Here is a 17,208-nt window from a genome sequence, read left to right as displayed (position 1 = left end):
CCGGACCGGCAGCCACTCCATCGGGGGCAGTGAACTGCCGACAACCGCGTGCCGCGGCAACCAGCCGCGGCACGCTCCCTCGACACAAACCGGCGCCGGATCCACCCCGACACCGTCAGGCCCGCACCCACAGCTGCGGCGTACGCCGCAGCGCCGGCAGAGTCACCTCCGGTGCGGCATGACCCGTTTCGGCGCGTACCGACTGCCCTGTGCCCACCTCCACTGCAGGAGGGCGGGCCCCGATCACCCCGGAAACAGCAGCGGCACATCCAACCCAGGAGGTTCTTGTGGAGCCCTGGCACTGTTCCCCATCAGCGGCCACGATCCCCCAGCTGGCCCTCGACCCCTACCGCTTCCCCGGCGCCGACATCATGGAGCCCACACCCTGCGATGTCCCGCCCCGCGATGTCCCGCCGCAGAAGCCAGGCGAAGAGCACAAGGCCCCTCTCCTCGGCGAAGAGAATCCGCGCGCGCATCAGCAGCCGTCGGACCCGCGCCACCCCCGATCCCTGCACGCCTCCGACCGCCGCCGCCTGGACCTCCACGCAGCGCTGACCACCGTCGGCATTCCGCCACTCCCCGGTGACCTGGCAGCCATCCACACCCTGTCCGCACTCGACGACACGACCAACGCAGCCCTCGTCCGATGGATCACCGCCCGCCGCTGAACCCGAAACGGATATTCATGCCGGACGGGTCCGTCGCCAGGGATCAGCCGCGTTTGGTCTTGCGCCAGCCGAAGGGGCCGGGCAGGTCTACCGAGGTGGTGCGGCGTCCGGTGCTGCTGTGGGTGCGGCGGGGGCCGTGCTTGCCGCCACCGGTGGTGATCGACCACGACTTGCGGTTGATGTTGAGCCGGACGCCCGGAAGAATCCTGAAGCTCTTGCGGAATGTCAGCGGCATGACGTCTCACTCCTCGGCGCTCGTAGGGTTCGTGGCCCGACCGATCCTGCGGTAGGGCCGGTTGGTGTTCGTGTGTCCAGCGCTGCCCGTTCCATGCGCCCGCAGCCGGCCCGGAAGCGCGGTGGCACGGTGGCACGGTGGCAGCTCCAGCCGGTCGATACCGCGCTCGTGGTGGCGGGCTCGCCCGTCAGCAGGTCTTCGCGTTGTCAACGGCGCGTCGCGATGAGTGCGCAGGTGCGGCACTCATCGGCAGTCAGGGTGTGGTCGGCGGGGACGGGCCGGCCCCCGCGGAGGTGAGGAGGTCGGAGATGACCGTACGCAAGCGGATGGCATCGATCCGCTCAGCGTGCCGGGCCGCTTCCCGCAGCGTCTGTCGGGCTGCGTCGTAACGGCTCGCCTCGACGAGCATGCTGCTGTGAGTGACAAGTGCGGAGACGAGTTCGGGGGTGGTGTCGACGGTGCCCAAGAGGTCGACGGACTGCTCGACGGTCGTCAGACCGACCCGGCCTCCGGTGGCGGCGCCCCACGCGCGCATCGCCCGGCCGATGCAGCGGGGCGTGCCCCAGTGGCGAGCCGCCTCCAGTTCCTCGGCGGCGAGTGCAACGGCCTCGCGAGGCCGGCCGAGCAGCAGCTGGCAGTCGGCGGCCGCCGACCGCCACGGGGTGACGATCGGGCTGATGACGTGCCGTTCGCCCTGCCGGCGACCGCATTCCAGCAGGTCGTCGAGGGCGGCCGCAGGTGCGCCTTCGGCGAGGTGCAGAAGCCCTCGGGCGTAGAGTAATTCGTTCCACTCCCAGGAACCCCGTGGGCCGTCCAATGCGACGGAGTCGGCCAGTTGGCGGGCCTCGACCGTGCGGCCCGTCTCGGTGAGGGCGATGACGGCCTGAGCGACGAGGTGCGCGTTGTCCGATGCGGTAGCCGAGGGGCGCACCGCCGGCCGGGTGAGGATGCCCCAGCCGTGGCACGCCTCCAGCAGTTCCCCGTAGCGGCCGCGCATGGCCAGGCTCTCGGCGTGGACGCTCAGCAGGTTCTGGTACCCGGGGTCGGCCGAGGGGCCCCGGTGTCCGGTCAGGCCGGCCGTCACCAAGCGGTCGGCGAGTGGCAGGTCGTCCGCCCACTGGGCGAGAGTGGCGGCCGAGGCCAGTACGTACGTGCGGGCGTACGGATCGAGCGGTTGGGCTGTCACTTCGAGGGCGATCGTGAGGGCCTGTGCTGCGGTCAATCGGCCGCTGGTGCAGTCGAATTCGGCGACCAGCGTACGGGCGGCCGGCGCGGGGCGCCGGTGCGCGGCCCCGACCGGCCCGCGCAGCCTGTCCACGGTCTTCAGCCAGCTGTCGCCGTCATGCGAGGCGATCAGTGCCGCGGCGGCCTGAACGGCACGGGACAGTTCGGGTATCTCGGCGAACCGTTCCTCAAGGTCTTCCATGACTGCCAGGGCGGTCGAGGCCTGTCCCCTGGCCGCGAGGGCCGCGCCCAGGGCGTTCGCGGCCCTGAAGACGCCGACGTCGGACCGCAGGTCCAGCCGTACCGGCACGGCCGGGCGCCGCATCCCCGTGGCAGGCCCCGCCGGGCCCGGTGTCACCGGCGGGTGGCCGAGTTCTCGCAGGACCTGGAGGGCGTACGCCGTTCCGGCGTCGTCAGGCTCGTCATGGGACCGCGCCGACAGGTGTCCGCAGACGGCAAACACCTCGGCCGCACGTCCGGCGCGGACCTGGGCCAGGGCGGCGTTGATGGCCGTGGCCGCTTCGGCGGGGCGGTGGCCGAGCTGCCGGGCGAGGGCGATCGCCTCGTCGAAGTGTCCGGCCGCCTCCGTGGGCGAACCGAGGTACTGGGTGAGCAGCCCCAGGTCGTTCAGGGCTTGGCGCAGGATGACGGTGTCGCCCGCTTCCCGGCACACCTCGACGGCCCGTCGCGTGTGTAATGCGGCGTCGGTCAGCCGGGAGGCGGCGAGGGCCGCGCTCCCGCGCAGGAAGTGGCACCGGCCCTCGGCCCGGCGGTCGCCCACGCGCATCGCGGCGTCCAGCAGACCCTGCAGGGTGGCGGCCAGCCGCGGGTCCCGCGGGTCGGGGCCGAACGGGCTGAGGGCGATGAGCAGGTCGACGGCGGCCCTCAGGTCGTCCTGGCCCCGCCTCGCACACGCCGCCCGTGGGTGACCCGGCTCGACGGCTTCGGCCGCCAGGGCAGTGCGGGCGACCTGCGCCGCGAGCGCCACCGCGTTGCCGGTTTCCCGCACCGCCCAGTGGTGGGCACCGGGGTGGTCGGCGAACTCCGGACCGGGGGCGGAGGCGGGGCCCAGCGCGTCACCGATCGGGTCGCCGGGAACAGCGTGGCGAAACGCGGCGCGGGCCGCGCCCAGGAGGAAGTCGAGCAGTCGGGAACGGGCCTCGGCGGCCGGGACCGGCCCTTCGGCCGCGGCCTTGCGACGGCCGAAGGACCGCAGCAGGTCGTGAAAGCGGTAGCGGCCGACGGACGGTGACTCGAGCATCGCGGCGTCCACCAGCGACTCCATCAGACGCTCCGCCTCCGCCTCGGTCGTGCCCAGCAGGGCGGCGGCCGAAGCCGACGTGACGTCCGTCCCGTCCACGGTCGCGACCAGACGGAACGCCTCGGCCTGGCGGCCGTGGAGCTGGCGGTGGCCCAGTTCGAAGACGGCCTCCACCGCCAGGTCACCGACCCGCAGTTCGTCGATGCGCCGCTGCTCGTCGGCGAGCCGTTCGGTGAGGGCGTCCAGGGTCCAGGAGGGCCGGGCGGCCAGTCGGGTGGCGGCGATGCGTATCGCCAGCGGGAGGAAGCCACAGGCGGACACCAGGTCGAGGGCCGCTCGGGGCTCCGCGCCGATTCGTTCACCGCCGATGGTCCGCCCGAGCAGCTCGACCGCCTCCGGCGGCCGCAGGACCGACAGCTCCAGCTGGAGGACGCAGGTCACCCCGGCCGGGCGGGTACGGCCGGTCACGAGCACCGCGCAGCCGGCGGCCCCCGGGAGCAGGGGGCGGAGCTGCCCGCTGTCGCGCACGTTGTCGAGGAGGATCAGCATGCGGCGCTTGGCGAGCAGGGAGCGGAACAGCGCCGATCTGGCGTCGAGGTCCGCCGGGAGGGCCGAGGAGGGAACGCCGAGCGCGTCGAGGAACCCCGCCAGGATCGTCCCCGGACTGGAGCCGGCCTCGTCGCCACCGCGCAGGTCGGCGTACAACTGCCCGTCGGGGAAGTGCTCGCGGGCTTCATGGGCCGCGTGAACGGCCAGAGCCGTCTTGCCGACCCCGCCCATGCCGACCACTGCCGCGACCGAGAGTGCGGACCGCCCGTCGTCGCCCAGGACGGTGAGCAGGGCGTCCAGCTCAGTGCGGCGTCCCGTGAAATCGGCCGTGTCCGGGGGAAGTTGGGCGGGCGAGGGAAATGGGTGGAGGAAGAACGGCGGACGTTGTGCGGGGCACGGGCACGGACACGGAGGTTGGCCGCCGGGGCCCGGCCCGTCGTCGCTTCCGGCCACTCCCCCGGCGGTCACGGCAACTTCCGTGCGGGTATGAGGACTTCGGTCGGCCGGTACGGGGTCCGGCAGCAGTTCCGGGTCACCGACGAGGATGCGCCGATGCAGTTCGGTCAGCTCCGGCCCCGGCTCGACCCCGAGCTCCTCGATCAGCAGGCGGCGGGCGGAGTGGTAGACGGCCAGGGCGTCGGCGCCCCGTGAGGACTGGAACAGTGCCCGCATCAGCAGGCCGTACGACTTCTCGCGCAAGGGGTGTTCGGTCGTCAGGGTGGTCAGCTCCGAGATGCAGCACGAGGAGTCGCCGAAGGCGAGGTCCAGGGCCAGCCGCTCCTCCAGCAGGGTGAGCCGCAGATCGACCAGCCGACGGCGCTGCCGGTCGGCGAACGGACCGGGCAGGCCGGCCAGGGGAACGCCCTGCCACAGGGCCAGGGCCTGGTTCAGCAGGTCGCGGGCCTGCCGGAGGTTGCCGCCCGACCTCGCGCGGTCGGCCCGGCCGGCCAGCTCCTCCGCGTACCGGGCGTCGACCGCCGCCCCGGGCAGCTGGAGCCGGTATCCGTCACCGAGGGACACCAGGACCTCCGGCGCGTCGGGCATCGTCCGGAGCGTCTTCCTGAACTGCCATACGTAGGTACGGATCGTGGTGGCGGCCGCGGGTGGCGGGCAGTCGCCCCACAGGGCGTCCGTCAGCTCCGCCACCCCTGACGACCTGCCCGGCTTCAGGAGCAGAGCGGCGATCGTCGCCTGTTGCTGAGGGCCTCCCAGCCGCAGAACCGTGTCCCCGCGTCGTCCTTCGGTGGCGCCGAGCACCGAGAACCGCAGATCTTCCACGTACGCCCTCCCTGCACCGGACATCCCGCACCGGACATCGTCTTACAAAGTGAACACTAACTCACTTGTGATCAAGACTTATCAGGACAGATCGACCGCCCGGTGCGGGCCGCGCGCACGCGGCGGCGACGGCGTTGACGGCGTACTGACGCTCCGTTGACAGCCGTCCGCGACTGTGGTGCCGGGCTGCCGGTCCGGGCCGCCCGACCTCGAAGAAAGGGGAAGCCTTATGCCTTCCGGCCAGAAGCTGGACCTGAGCGTCGCCGATGTGACACCGACGACCTGGAACGAGCTGTCCGAGAGCCTGTCCGAGGCAGGCAACTGTGACTGCGGTGGTTGCGTGACGTGTTGCACGTCGTGCGGCCACGGCAACTGCGGCTGCTGCATCTGACGCTCCGGCCCGCCGAACGGCATTGACGTCAGATCCGGGCGGGGTCGTGCGGTGCCCTGCACCGCACCGCCCCGCCTTCCGCGACAGACAAGTGAGGCCCTCGCCATGCCTTCCGTGGCAGACCAACAGATGAACGCGCTCGACGCGCTGGTGTCCCCGTACGGCGTGGTCAGCGTGACCCGCCGGTACCGGTCGCAGGGCTGGATGGCCGACCTGCACGGCTGCCACGCCGAGGGTGGCAGCGGGCGCCCCGGCGCCGGTGCGGACCACCACTCCAGCGAGGGCGGCGGACGCTCCTACGGGGACCCGGCGCGAGCCCGGCTGGTGGCGATCGCGGAGGCCGCCGAACGCTACTCCGCGTACGAGCCGCCCACGGCCGAGCACCGGTGGGCGACCGCCTCCGGCCTCGACGGCCCCGTCGCCGACGTGACCCGGCTGCCTCGCTGCTCCGCCGGCGAGCTGGCGAACCCCGACTGTCCGATCGTGCCGTTCGACCCGGACGCGCCGATCCGCTGGGTCCAGGGCCTGGAGCTGGTGTCGAGCGTACGCACGTGGCTGCCCGCGGTGATGTCGACCTACCGGTTGCATCCGGCGGTGCCGGCCGAGCGGTTCTGGTACCAGTTGTCGACCGGCTTCGCGGTGCACCACGACCCGACCGAAGCGCTCGTGCGCGCCGTTCTCGAAGTGGTCGAGCGCGATGCGATCGCGCTCACCTGGTTGCAGCGGATACCGCTGCCCCCGCTTCCCGATATCCCCGTCTCACCGGCGCTGGAGGAGTTGCTCGGGGCCTCGCGCCGCCACTTCCTGCGGACGCTGCTCTTCGATGCGACGACCGACCTCGGAGTGCCGACGGTCTACTGCCTGCAGCTCTCCGAGCACGATCGGCGGGTCCGCCACGTGGTGGGCTGCGCGGCCGGCCGCACCTTGTCGGCGGCCGCCGAGAAGGCGTTGGCCGAGGCCCTCGGGGTGCGGGGCGCGCTCTACGGCGATGCGGCCGAGCCGGCCTCGTTCGCCGCGTTCGCCTCGATCACCGACGGTGCCCGCTACATGGCCGCACCACGGCGTGCCGACGCGTTCGCCTTCCTGCACGCCGCGGCCGAGGGGCCGCCGAGGGCCGAACAGCCCGGGCTGCCCGCCGATCCGCGCGCCGCGCTCGCCGTCCTGCTCGACCGCTTCTCGGCGCTGGGCATGCCGGTGTACGCCGTCGACCGGAGCCACTGCGAGCTGCGCTCCGTCGGTCTGAGCGCGTTCAATGTCGTCATCCCGGACCTGATGCCGATGTCGTTGCTGCCGCTCGCCCAATTCCGCGCCCATCCGCGGCTGTTCCAAGCTCCGGCCGCGATGGGATTCACCGTCCATTCCGAGGAGGGGCTCAACCCATGGCCGCAACCGTTCGCCTGACCGGTGGTCCGCTGCTGGTCGTCGGCGTCGGAGGTTTCGGGGAGCAGGTGGCACAGCTGCTGTCGGCCGGCGACCTCGGCGCCACCCGGGTCCGACCCGATGATCTGGCGGAGGCCTTCGCCGCCCGTCCCGCGGCGGTCGTGCTGGCCGCCCAGCACCCGGTGCCCGAACTGGGCAGCCGGATCGACACCCTGGCATGGCAACACGGCGTGCCCTGGCTGCCGGTGGTCACCGAGGACCTGATGCTGCGCATCGGTCCGTGGGTGGTACCGCACCAGGGCCCCTGCTTCGACTGCTATCAGGCGCGGCTGATTCAGCACGACGACCAGGCCTCGATCACCAGCGCTCTGTGGAAGGCGCACGAGACGGACCCGGGCGGCGCGCCGCGCGGATTCCTTCCGCAGCACGCCCGCACGGCCGTGGGTCTGCTGCGCTGCCTTCTCGACGGACCGGACGGGGTGAGGGCGACGCCGGGCTCCGTCACGGCCGTCAGGCTGCACTACGGGGACATCGACACCCAGCCGGTCCTGCGCTGCCACGGCTGTCGGCGCTGCGCGCCGGAGACCGTTCCCGGACCGGACCGCACGGGAGCACTGGCCGAACTCGTCAGCGGCGCCAGGACCACGCACCAGGGAGTTCCCGCATGACCCCGTACACGAGCACCGGCGCCCCCGCACCCGGCGGCCCCGCACCGGGCGCCCCTGACGGTCACGGCAATGACCACGGCCACGACTGCCGGCCGCGGCTGCGCCGCGCAATCGCCGTCACCGCGGTACCCCGCGGGCTGGTGGTCGAGGCCGTCGGCCGCCGTCACCTCTTCGCCGGCGCGGATGCGGCCGACATCCTGCCCCGGCTGCTCCTCCTGCTCGACGGCACCCGTGACCGGGCCGCCGTCGCCGCCGAACTGGGCCTCGACGTGTCCCAGATCGACCCCGTCATGGCCGCCATCGAGGCCCGCGCCCTGCTCGAACCGGCCTGCCCCGCCGTCGACGCGGCTCCCCCGGGCGGAGCCCCGGTGGCCATCGACGCGGTGGCCGACTTCCTGTCGCGTACGGGACCGCCGGCCGCCGTCGACGGCGGGTCCTCGACCGCGGCGGTCCGGCTGGCGGCGGCCTCGGTCGCCCTGGCCGGCCCGCCCGAGGTGACCCGGCGCGTCGCCGAGGACCTGGCGGCCTGCGGAGTGGGCCGGGTCACGACCGTGCCGCCGGGCGGGCACACCCCGGACGGACCGGTGGACCTGTTCGTGGTCTGCGACGACGCCACGGCGGCACTCGATGAGGCCGCCCGCAGCGGCGCGGCCGGCGGCTTCGAGGTCCTGCGGTACGCGATCCGGGACGCGACGGGCGCGCCGCCCGTGCCGGATGCGACGTTGGCGATGGACACGACGACTGCGACGGACACGCTGCCCGAGACGGAGGTGGCGGACGTGGCGGACGTGATCGACGTGATCGACGTGACGACCGCGATCGAGGTGGGACCGAGGTTCCTGCCCGGTCACACCGCCTGCACCGGGTGCTTCCGGACGGGCCACGAGCGGGCGTTTCCCGCCGACCGAGCGGCCCTCTCGCTGCCACCCGCGACCGCCGGTCTGGTCGCCGGTCTGGTCGCCGAGCAGGTCACCGCGGTGCTCGCCGGCACCGCGCAGCCCCTGTCACGCCGGGAGCTGCGGCGGCTGACGTTGTCGGAGTTCACCAGCCGGTCCCTGACCGTCGTTCCGGAGCCGGGCTGCCCCGACTGCGGGCCCATCGGCGCCGGCGCGGAGCAGGCACTGGACACCGTCGAGTGGCTGCTGCAGGCCGCGCCACCGGAACGGTTCACCGCCGGCGCGGGCACCACCTCCTTCGAGCCGCCCGCCGTCCTGGAACTGGCGACCAGCCCGAGGCGGGCACTGCCGGTCCCGGAGACGGCCGCCTGTCCGCCGGGGCTGCTCGACGAACGGGCGCTCAGCGTGCTGTTGTCGCGCACCGCCGGTTTCCGGGAGGCAGGCGCGGACACCTCCGAGGACACCCCCGGGGGCGCGCCGGGGCAGACCGGAGCCGACGGCGGGCTGCGCCGCCGCTGGGCTCCCAACGGCGGCAACCTCGGCTCCGTACGGCTGTTCCTGCTCACCGAGACGCACCTGCCGGCGCTGCCGGGCACCGTGTTCGCGTACGACGACGAGACCGGCGAACTGATCGCCGTCCGCTCGGACTCGCCACCTCTGAGCGAACTGCTCGCGGGCACGCCGCTGGCCGGCCGGCCGGTTCGGGCGGCCCTGGTGTTCACGGGAGCCCTGCACCGGCTCTGGGGCAAGTACTACGGATTCTCCACCCGCCTGACGCATCTGGACAGCGGCTGCGCCATGGCGCAGGCCGCGCTGGTCGCGGCCGGACTCGGGCTGCACACGGACCTGGTGGCCGGTGACACGGGTGCGCTCGTCGAACATCTGGACCTGGACCCGGCCGACCGGCTGGTGACGGGGATCCTCGGAATCTACGGAAGGGGCGCCGCGGATGCCGCTCGTACAGGAGCGTGACCTGATGGCGGGCCTCGTGGAGCGGCTCGCCGCCGGCCGGGGAACGCCCGCGGCCGGCCCGACGGGATCCACGACGGAGCCGGTGTCGGAGCCCGTGTCGGATTCCGTGGCGGGACTCACGGCGTACGCCGGAGCGCTGTGGGAGGTGCTGGAAGCGCGTCGGTCGCTGCGGTCGTTCGACGCGCGCAGGGTGGCGGCGGCCGAGCTGTCCACCGTCCTCGCCCGTGCGTTCACGACCCATCGCGCGCAGTGGCCCGAACGGCCCGCGGTGGACCTCACCGTGCTGCTGGCGGCCTACCGGGTGGAGGCACTGGCGCCCGGCTGGTACGAGGTCGGGCCCGACGGCGCCTTCCGCGAGGTCGCGGACGCCCCGGAGCTGCCCGATGCGGCGGGGACCTTCGACGACGCCCCCGCGGTGTTGCTGATCGGTGGCGACCTCGCCGGCGCCGTCGGTCGGGCCGGTCACGCGGGATACGCCGACCTCCTGGTCCGGGGCGCGGCGCTCGCGCACACCTGCTGGCTCACGGCGATCGGCGCCGGGTTCGGCGGCTGCCCGCGCGGACGGGCCGAGGCGGTCGCGACCACCGCGTTCCACACCCTTCGGCCCGGCGGGCGCCATCTGCTGAGCCTGACCCTGGGCCGACCCGGGACCGCGCCGCAACCGCTGCCCGTACCGGGCCCGAACGACGCGGCGGCGCCCCGGTGAGCGCGGTCGCGGCCGTGGCGGGGGGCCCGCCGCAGGGAGCCGCCCCCCGGACCGCGGCTCCCGGAGACGCCGCGGGCGGGGAGAAGACGTACTTCACGGGGACGCACCGCGCCTGCCCGCCCGCGCGGACCTGGGAGCGACTGGCACCGCTGCTCCCGGCCGTCGGGGTGACCCGGGTCGCGGACCTGACCTGGCTGGACGACATCGGTATCCCCGTCTACCAGGCGGTCGCCCCCGCCGGCCGCTACCTGTCGGTGTACCAGGGCAAGGGGCTGGATCCGGTGTCGGCCAAGGTGTCCGCCGCCATGGAGGCGATCGAGCGGTGGCACGGCGAACACCTGGACACCCGTCCCGATCACGTGGGCACGGTCGGCGACGTCGAACCCGATCTGGGCTACCGCGTCGACGAGCTGGCGCTGCGGGCACGCCACTGCCTCAATCCGGGGACCCGGCTGGCCTGGCGCTCCGCGGTGCGCTTGAGCGACGGCAGCCCCTCGCTGGTGCCTCTGGACTGCCTCAGCCTGGATCGCCGGGTCCGTCCGCGCTGGCGGCCGCCGCTGTTCGCCCCCACCAGCAACGGCCTGGCCGGCGGCAACACCCGGCACGAGGCGATCGCCCACGGCCTGTACGAGGTGATCGAGCGCGACGCCATCCACCGCGCGTGGACCACGGGGCCGTCGCGCCTGGTGGACCCCGACAGCCTGCCGGGGCCGGCGGCCGGCCTCGTCGAGCGCTACCGTGCCGCCGGGGTGCGGTTCGGGATCGGCCTGCTCGCCACCCCTCTCGGCGTGCCGTGCTTCGGTGTGGCCGTCCACGGCGGCGGATTCCCCCTGCCGATCTACGGCTACGGCTGCCACCTGGACGCCCGGGTCGCCCTGTGCCGTGCCCTCACCGAGGCGGCCCAGGTACGGCTGTCGATCATCGCCGGTGCCCGGGACGACCTCGAGGACGCGACGTACCGACGGCTGCGACGCGCCCTGGCGGCCACCGCGCCGACGCCGCCGCCCGACCGGGGCGCCCCCGAGTCCGTGCCGTTCGACTCCGTCCCGTCCGTGGTGCTCCCCGACCACCGGGACGAGATCGCCCGACTGGTCGACCGCGTCGTCGCCGTCACGGGGCGCGGCCCGCTGGTCGTCGACCACACCCGGGCCGACCTCGGTGTCCCGGTTGTCCATGTCCTCTGCCCCGGCATGACCATGCCCCCCGCCGTGTGAGGCCCACACCATGACCCACCGATACCTCTTCCTCGGCCCCTCGGCCCCAGGACTCCTCGTCCCGCCCGGAGTCACCCTGCTCCCGCCGGTCGCCGCGGGTGACCTGCTGGCACTGCCGCTCGTGGAGGGGGACGCGGTCGGCATCGTCGACGGCTACTTCCACCAGGTGCGGGCGGTGCCGCACAAGGAGATCCTCGCCGTCCTCGACCGGGGCGTCGAGGTGCTCGGGGGCGCCAGCATGGGGGCGCTGCGCGCCGCCGAGCTCGATGCCCTCGGGATGCGCGGGATCGGCCGCGTGTACCGGGACTACCGGGTGGGGACGATCGAGGCGGACGACGAGGTGGCGCTGCTGCACGGCCCACCCGAGAGCGACTACCGCGCCATGTCCGAACCCCTCGTCGTCATACGGGCCACCCTGGACCGGGCGGTGCGGGACGGGGAGTGCGAGGCCGCCACCGCCGGGGCCCTCATCGACGCCCTGCGCGCCACGCCCTATCCGCGACGGGCCTTCGAGCGGTTCCCCGAACTCGCCGAGGCCGTCGGCGTCGACCCCGGCGAGCTGAGGGCGCTCGGTGAGCACTGCGCCCGCCACCGGGTCGATGTGAAACGGACGGACACCCTCGCGGTGGTCGACGCGCTGGTCGGCACCCCGGCCGAGACACTGGCAGACACACTGGACGGCGCACTGGCCGCGACGGGCCCGGACACCGCGCGTCCCGCCGGGGTCCGTCCTGCGGTGCCGCGTACGACGTACCTCGCGTCCTGGGAGGACCGGGCCCGGCAGGCTCCCGGAGTCGGCCCGGACCGCCCCCGGCCCGGCGCCCTGGCCGCGCTGCGCGTGCTGCAACTGTTCTCCGACGCCTTCCCCGAGGCACGGCGGCAAACGGTGCTGGAGTGGATCGCCGGGGAGTGCGCCCGCACGTGCGCGGCGCCACCCGGCCTCCGGGGGACGTCGGCCTCCGCGATCTCCCACGGAGTCCACACGGGGGTGTACCCCGATCCCGGCCACCCCGGCGGGAGCGACGGGTTCGGCTTCCTGCGGTCGTGGCTTACGGGGACGGAACTGGCCCGCCTCAGCCGCCACGAGCAGCTGGAGGCCTTCCTGTCCCGGAGCTTCGAACTCGAACCCGGAGCCGCCGGCGACACCTTCCTCCTCGACGGGTTCCAGCACGCTCCCATGTTCTCCGAAGCCCATGGGACGGCCGCCTCGTGCCTGCGCGACAGCGAGGAACGGCCGCTGAGCAGACCCTGCTCCGCACCGGCCCTGCTGTCCCGCGACTCCCTCACCGCGCGCCTGACCGGGATCTGGGGCTGCACCCCGGCCGAGGCGGACCTGTACGCGCTGGACCGCGGCTTCCCGTCGCTCGACGCGGCCGTCGAGGCCGTCCACACGTACGACCTGCTGTTGCACCCCGCCCTCCGCAGTGCGCGCCCGTGAGAGCTCCGCCGACGCCGGCGACGACGACTCCCCCTCCGCCCCGCACCGCACACACTCCCCGAGGACCAGACGACGCCATGGATGTCCTGCACCGTTTCACGGGCGACGCCGCCGAGTTCATCGACGCGCTGCGCCACCGCACCCCCCGAGTGTTCCGGCCCGCCGACCCGCCTCTCGATCTGCTGGCGCCCGGCGAACTGGACCGGTGGCTCGACAGCGGTCTGCTGCGGCTTCCCTATGTCCAACTGGTCACCGTGGACGGTGAGGTGCCGCTGCCCCGGTACTGTCCGCCGCGTACCGTCCTGGGCCGGATCGAGCACGGATACGTGGACGGCGCTGCCGTACGCGGCTTCCTCGCCGAGGGGACCGCCACCGTCCTGCTGCGCCACATCGACCAGTGGCACCCCGCGATCCGTACATTCTGCGAGGCGATGCGAAGCCGACTCGGGCGACAGGTGGAGGCGTTCCACTTCGTCACCCCGCCCGGGACCCAGGGCAGGCCGGTACACCGCGACGACGCCGATGTGTTCGTCGTCCAGACCGCCGGTACCAAGACGTGGCACCTCTACGACGCCCCGGGCGACGGCCGGTGGGGCCCCGGTGCCGTCGACCTCCCCGGCCGTCCGGAGTTCACCACACGACTGGAACCGGGGCAGGTGCTCTACGTCCCGCGCGGGCAGGCACACAGCGCGGTCGCCGCGGACTCCGGGGTGTGCGCGCATCTGTCGTTCACCGTTCGCGAGGCGGGCGGCGCCCATCTGCGGGCGGGCCTGGCAGCGCTGCTCGCCGAGACCGATCTGCCCGCCCGCCCGCTGGGTGAGGAGGAGTTGCTGGCAGCCGCCGAGCGCCTGTTGGCGGAGTCACGTGCGGCCCTCGCCACGCTGACCGCCGAGGACCTCGTCCACCGGGCCCGCACCGGCATGCGCGCGGTCGCCTCCCCACTCGACTCGAGGAACCCGCGGGCCGAGCGACCGCTCCCGTGACGTCCCCCGTCGACAGGCCCCGCTGACGCCCACCCCCGAGGTCGTGGCCCTGCGGCGCCAGAGCCCCTCGACCCCGATCACCCGGGGAACAGTTTGCCTGGCAGACCCGCGCGGCCGCTCATCTCCGGCCATCCCCCGGCCGTGGCGCGGCTCGTCGTCCGGCCGCCGCCCCGGAGTCGGACTCGGTCAGCCGTACATCGCCAGGCGGTACAGAGTCGCAAGCGCGCCGTCGATGGGGTGGGGTTGCGGCTTGCCTGAGGAGTCGAGCCTGTTCCACCTCTGCATGTTCACCGCGACCGCCAACTGCCGCTGGCCGTCGGCGCGGGTCATGGCCAGCGCTCCACCGCCCCAGACCGTGCCGCCATGGCCCCAGAAGGTGCCCTGGCCGGGTCCCTCCATCGGGTGCAGGCCGAGGCCGTAGTCGATCGTCTTTCCCTCTTGGGAGATGACCGGGACGGTGCGTTGCATCTGCGCCAGCGACGACGGGCCGACGATCTCGCCGGCCAGCAGCATGCCGTAGAAGCGGTTGAGGTCCGCGACGGTTGATATCAGGGAGCCCGCTGGCCCCGCATATGACATGTCGTAGACGCTGTAGTCGCGCGGTGGGTCGATCATGCCGAACCACGCCTCGTAGAGCTGCGAGTGCGGTCCGTCGACGTACGGTCCGGCGGGGAGTTCGGTGTCCCGGAGCCCGGCGCGCTCGATGACGTTGCGGGTGATGTACCGCTCGGCCGCAGTGCCCGTCACCTCTTCCAGGAGTTGGGCGAGGAGCAAGTAGTTGGTGTTGGAGTACACCCCCGGAGCACCGCCCGGGGCGCCGACGGCAGGTGCGGTGACCCCCATCTCTATCAGTTCAACGGGGTCGAACCGTGTGAACCGGTGGTCGTCCAGGCTCTGGGGCCGGGTGTCCGCGGCGACGGGCATCCCCTTGAGGGAGGGGTAGGCGTAAGGGAGGAACTCGGCGAGGCCGCTGGTGTGGTTGATCAGCATCCGGACCGTGATCGCGTCACCGCGTTCCCCGGGAACCAGCTTCGGAAGGTACCGGCCGATCGGTGTGTCGAGACCGACCTCACCGCTCTCGACCTGTTGCAGGACCGCGGCGGCGGTGAAGGTCTTGGTGATGCTGCCGACGCGGTGCCGCATGTCGGCGGTGACGGGGCGGCCGGAGGTGACATCGGCGACCCCGGCGGCGCCGCGCCAGACCCGGTCGCCGTCTCGCACCTCGGCGAACAGTCCCGGCATGCCGGCGCGGTGGACGTTTTCGATGGCTGCGTTCAGCGCCGCGGAATCCAGTGGGTTCTTCACGTCATGCGTCCTTTCGTCATCCCCGGGTGCGCTCCGCATCGGTCGCCTGACCCGGACAACAGGGCACGAGTGGCATGCCGGCCCGCCCGGCATCCTCACGTCCTCATTATGCACGCGGTGCGTGCAACACCAAGTGCACAGATAGGGTGAGAGTCTGCGAGAGGAGCAAGATGGCAGGCCGAAGGCGTTGGTCGACCGAAGAGATCCTGGATGCGGCGGCGGAGCTGCTGCGCACGAGCGACGCGGATTCGTTCAGCGTGCGCAAGCTGGCCGCGGCCCTCGGGACCGATTCCTCCAGCCTGTACCGGCACTTCCGCAGCAAGACCGAACTGCTGCGCGCGGTTGCCGACCGGATCCTCCTGGCCGCGATGGACGGCTACCGCCCCGAGGGCGACTGGAAGCAGCGCATCACGTCCCTGGCCCTGCGCGCGCGAGAAGCCTTCGGGCAGCAGCCCCAGCTCGCCGCGGTCTGGGGACGCTACGCATCCAGCGGCACCGGTTCCCGGCTGGTCATGGAAGAGGTGCTGCAGGCTCTGCGCGCGTCAGGACTGCCCGACGAGGAAATCCCGGCCTGCTACCACCGGATCGCGGTCCTCATCGCCGCGCTGATCGCCTCCGAGGCCGGAGTCAGCACCGTCACCCCCGAGGAGCACGAGCAGGGCATGGAGCTGTTCCGCGTGGCGGTTCTGGGCGCCGACCCCGAACGCTTCCCGGCCCTGGCTCATTTCGCCCGCGACGTCCGGCCCCTCGGGGTGGATCGCCGCGCCGCGTTCGAAGAGATCCTCGCCGCCCAACTCGCCCACGTCGAGGCCGCAATCCGCGCGAGCTAGCGGAGGCGTCGGCGTCCGCCGGCCGGCCGGGCCGAGCACGGCGCCGCGTACCGGCGTGTTCGGCGGGCTCGCGTAGTGCCGCTGTTACAGCTGGGGGACGTACGGGGCGAGGCCGACGATGAGGATGGACCGTTCGCCCGGCCCCGGCTCGGAGCCCGCGCGGACCGGGCCGACGTAGTGGCTGACTCTGTGGTCGTGGACGGCGTAGCCGTCCAGGGGGTCCGTGAGGGTGAAGTCGGCGTGGATGTCCGCCCACGGGTCCTCGGGCTGGAGTCCGGCACTGCCCGGTGTGGCGATGACGTTCTGCCCGCCGGTGACGTTGGTACGGCTGATCAGGTGGGCGAAAGTGAACGTGCTGGCCGAACCTCCGTCCTGGTGCAAGCAGTTCGGGGAAGAGACGGCCTCCTGTCCGGGACGGTCGACGCCGAGCCTGATCAGGTGGACACCGGCCCACAGCGGCCGTCTCCCCAGGTTCTTCAGGGCCAGGACCTGGTCGAAGTCCCAGCGCAGGAGCCGCAACAGCAGAGCGTTGCCGCGCAGCTCCTCGGGAATGTCGGGGAGCACGCGCCGCTTCCGCGGGTACTCAGGGTCGCCCTCGCCCTGGGAGAAATCGGTGACCGTACCGTGGACAGGGTCGGGGGTTCCGGGAATCCAGGACAGTTCGTCCTTCCACGGCAGGTACACGGCATGGGAGTACCGGCGGAACCGATTCGTCCCCGGAGCGTACGGGTCGGGCGGCAGAGCCGCGAAAACCTCCCGGATCCCGGCCAGGTCCCCCGCAACGGAGCCGTCCGGAACGATGCCGAGCTGCTCAGCGCCGTAGCGGACGAACCCGCGCTCGCGCAGATCGTCCATGCCCCCACCCGGAGCCCCCGCACCAGAGTGCGACCGCCGCTGGGGTTCAGCCTTTTCCACGTGTTCCTCCACAGGTCACCACCAGGGCCATGGCGCCTGCGACCCGTGTCGGCCCTGCGCACGCCTCCCCCGTCACGCCCCGCTCTCGACACGGCTCTGCGATGCAAGCCACAGCTTTGCGGCGTGCTCGTCGAACGGGCGGGGCTACGGGCGGTTCGGCTGCTGAGCGTCCTACGGGTCGCGGGAGGAAGCAAATCGGCCGGCGACTTGCTCCGATCCCCTGCGCCTGCCCCGCTGCAGCCCGGCCCAGCGCGAGGCGGCGGCGACGGTGGTGTCGCTGCTCATCCCCTGACGG

General features: G+C 73.0%; 13 protein-coding genes. 9 read left to right on the top strand and 4 right to left on the bottom strand.

Translation table 11 applies throughout. The features are described from left to right. The first annotated feature begins 287 nt into the window (after positions 1–287). On the top strand, positions 288–668 hold the full coding sequence (locus OG373_RS33310) for a hypothetical protein (RefSeq protein ID WP_405442173.1): 381 nt from the start codon (positions 288–290) through the stop codon (positions 666–668). A gap of 43 nt (positions 669–711) precedes the next feature. Here OG373_RS33310 and OG373_RS33305 read toward each other — a convergent pair whose 3' ends face one another. Together OG373_RS33305 and OG373_RS33300 are read right to left on the bottom strand one after the other, a co-directional pair. After that, on the bottom strand, positions 712–903 hold the full coding sequence (locus tag OG373_RS33305) for a DUF4236 domain-containing protein (RefSeq protein WP_397736767.1): 192 nt from the start codon (positions 901–903) through the stop codon (positions 712–714). 253 nt (positions 904–1,156) lie between these two features. Then, on the bottom strand, positions 1,157–5,215 hold the full coding sequence (locus tag OG373_RS33300; protein ID WP_405442171.1) for an AfsR/SARP family transcriptional regulator: 4,059 nt from the start codon (positions 5,213–5,215) through the stop codon (positions 1,157–1,159). Positions 5,216–5,720: 505 nt separating this feature from the next. On the opposite strand from OG373_RS33300, the gene OG373_RS33295 reads away from it, so the two are divergent. The 7 genes from OG373_RS33295 (at position 5,721) to OG373_RS33265 (ending at position 13,863) form a co-directional block, all read left to right on the top strand. Beyond that, positions 5,721–7,007 (top strand): YcaO-like family protein, encoded by a 1,287-nt coding sequence (locus OG373_RS33295; RefSeq protein WP_405442169.1) that lies wholly within the window; start codon positions 5,721–5,723, stop codon positions 7,005–7,007. Further along, positions 6,986–7,654 (top strand): TOMM precursor leader peptide-binding protein, encoded by a 669-nt coding sequence (locus OG373_RS33290; RefSeq protein WP_405442167.1) that lies wholly within the window; start codon positions 6,986–6,988, stop codon positions 7,652–7,654. Before OG373_RS33295 ends, OG373_RS33290 begins: the two co-directional genes overlap by 22 nt. Continuing rightward, positions 7,651–9,522 carry a hypothetical protein gene (locus OG373_RS33285; protein WP_405442165.1) on the top strand — a complete coding sequence of 624 codons (1,872 nt, stop codon included), beginning with the start codon at positions 7,651–7,653 and terminating at the stop codon, positions 9,520–9,522. Before OG373_RS33290 ends, OG373_RS33285 begins: the two co-directional genes overlap by 4 nt. Then, entirely contained in the window at positions 9,500–10,228 is a 729-nt protein-coding gene (locus OG373_RS33280) for a nitroreductase family protein (RefSeq protein WP_405442164.1), read from the top strand. Before OG373_RS33285 ends, OG373_RS33280 begins: the two co-directional genes overlap by 23 nt. Then, positions 10,225–11,442, top strand: a complete 1,218-nt coding sequence (locus tag OG373_RS33275; RefSeq protein ID WP_405442163.1) for a YcaO-like family protein — start codon at positions 10,225–10,227, stop codon at positions 11,440–11,442. The genes OG373_RS33280 and OG373_RS33275 overlap by 4 nt, the downstream gene beginning before the upstream one ends. Before the next feature lie 10 nt (positions 11,443–11,452). Then, positions 11,453–12,880, top strand: coding sequence for a TfuA-like protein (locus OG373_RS33270; RefSeq protein ID WP_405442162.1), 1,428 nt, complete (start codon positions 11,453–11,455; stop codon positions 12,878–12,880). Between the two features lie 77 nt (positions 12,881–12,957). Further along, on the top strand, positions 12,958–13,863 hold the full coding sequence (locus tag OG373_RS33265) for a JmjC domain-containing protein (RefSeq protein ID WP_405442161.1): 906 nt from the start codon (positions 12,958–12,960) through the stop codon (positions 13,861–13,863). A gap of 186 nt (positions 13,864–14,049) precedes the next feature. Here OG373_RS33265 and OG373_RS33260 read toward each other — a convergent pair whose 3' ends face one another. Further along, the gene (locus OG373_RS33260; protein ID WP_405442159.1) at positions 14,050–15,168 is read right to left on the bottom strand and encodes a serine hydrolase domain-containing protein; all 1,119 of its coding nucleotides are present in this window, start codon (positions 15,166–15,168) and stop codon (positions 14,050–14,052) included. A 170-nt stretch (positions 15,169–15,338) separates the two neighbouring features. Here OG373_RS33260 and OG373_RS33255 point away from each other — a divergent pair, with 170 nt between their 5' ends. After that, complete coding sequence (locus OG373_RS33255) at positions 15,339–15,998, top strand: TetR/AcrR family transcriptional regulator (RefSeq protein ID WP_405442157.1); 660 nt, start codon at positions 15,339–15,341, stop codon at positions 15,996–15,998. A gap of 84 nt (positions 15,999–16,082) precedes the next feature. Here the strand turns inward: OG373_RS33255 and OG373_RS33250 are convergent, their stop codons facing one another. Further along, complete coding sequence (locus OG373_RS33250) at positions 16,083–16,853, bottom strand: 2OG-Fe dioxygenase family protein (RefSeq protein ID WP_405442155.1); 771 nt, start codon at positions 16,851–16,853, stop codon at positions 16,083–16,085. Between the last annotated feature and the right edge of the window lie 355 nt (positions 16,854–17,208).

The sequence above is a fragment of the Streptomyces avidinii genome (assembly GCF_045161815.1).
Taxonomy (GTDB): domain Bacteria; phylum Actinomycetota; class Actinomycetes; order Streptomycetales; family Streptomycetaceae; genus Streptomyces; species Streptomyces avidinii.
Note: the sequence above shows the minus strand (reverse complement) of the source record. Positions and strands in the feature narration are given on the sequence as shown.

What these genes read in the sequence shown, in the direction of transcription:
- OG373_RS33305 (WP_397736767.1), bottom strand. Translation starts at nt 903, where the DNA reads ATGCCGCTGACATTCCGCAAGAGCTTCAGGATTCTTCCGGGCGTCCGG.
- OG373_RS33290 (WP_405442167.1), top strand. Translation starts at nt 6,986, where the DNA reads ATGGCCGCAACCGTTCGCCTGACCGGTGGTCCGCTGCTGGTCGTCGGC.
- OG373_RS33285 (WP_405442165.1), top strand. Translation starts at nt 7,651, where the DNA reads ATGACCCCGTACACGAGCACCGGCGCCCCCGCACCCGGCGGCCCCGCA.
- OG373_RS33280 (WP_405442164.1), top strand. Translation starts at nt 9,500, where the DNA reads ATGCCGCTCGTACAGGAGCGTGACCTGATGGCGGGCCTCGTGGAGCGG.
- OG373_RS33270 (WP_405442162.1), top strand. Translation starts at nt 11,453, where the DNA reads ATGACCCACCGATACCTCTTCCTCGGCCCCTCGGCCCCAGGACTCCTC.
- OG373_RS33265 (WP_405442161.1), top strand. Translation starts at nt 12,958, where the DNA reads ATGGATGTCCTGCACCGTTTCACGGGCGACGCCGCCGAGTTCATCGAC.
- OG373_RS33255 (WP_405442157.1), top strand. Translation starts at nt 15,339, where the DNA reads ATGGCAGGCCGAAGGCGTTGGTCGACCGAAGAGATCCTGGATGCGGCG.
- OG373_RS33250 (WP_405442155.1), bottom strand. Translation starts at nt 16,853, where the DNA reads ATGGACGATCTGCGCGAGCGCGGGTTCGTCCGCTACGGCGCTGAGCAG.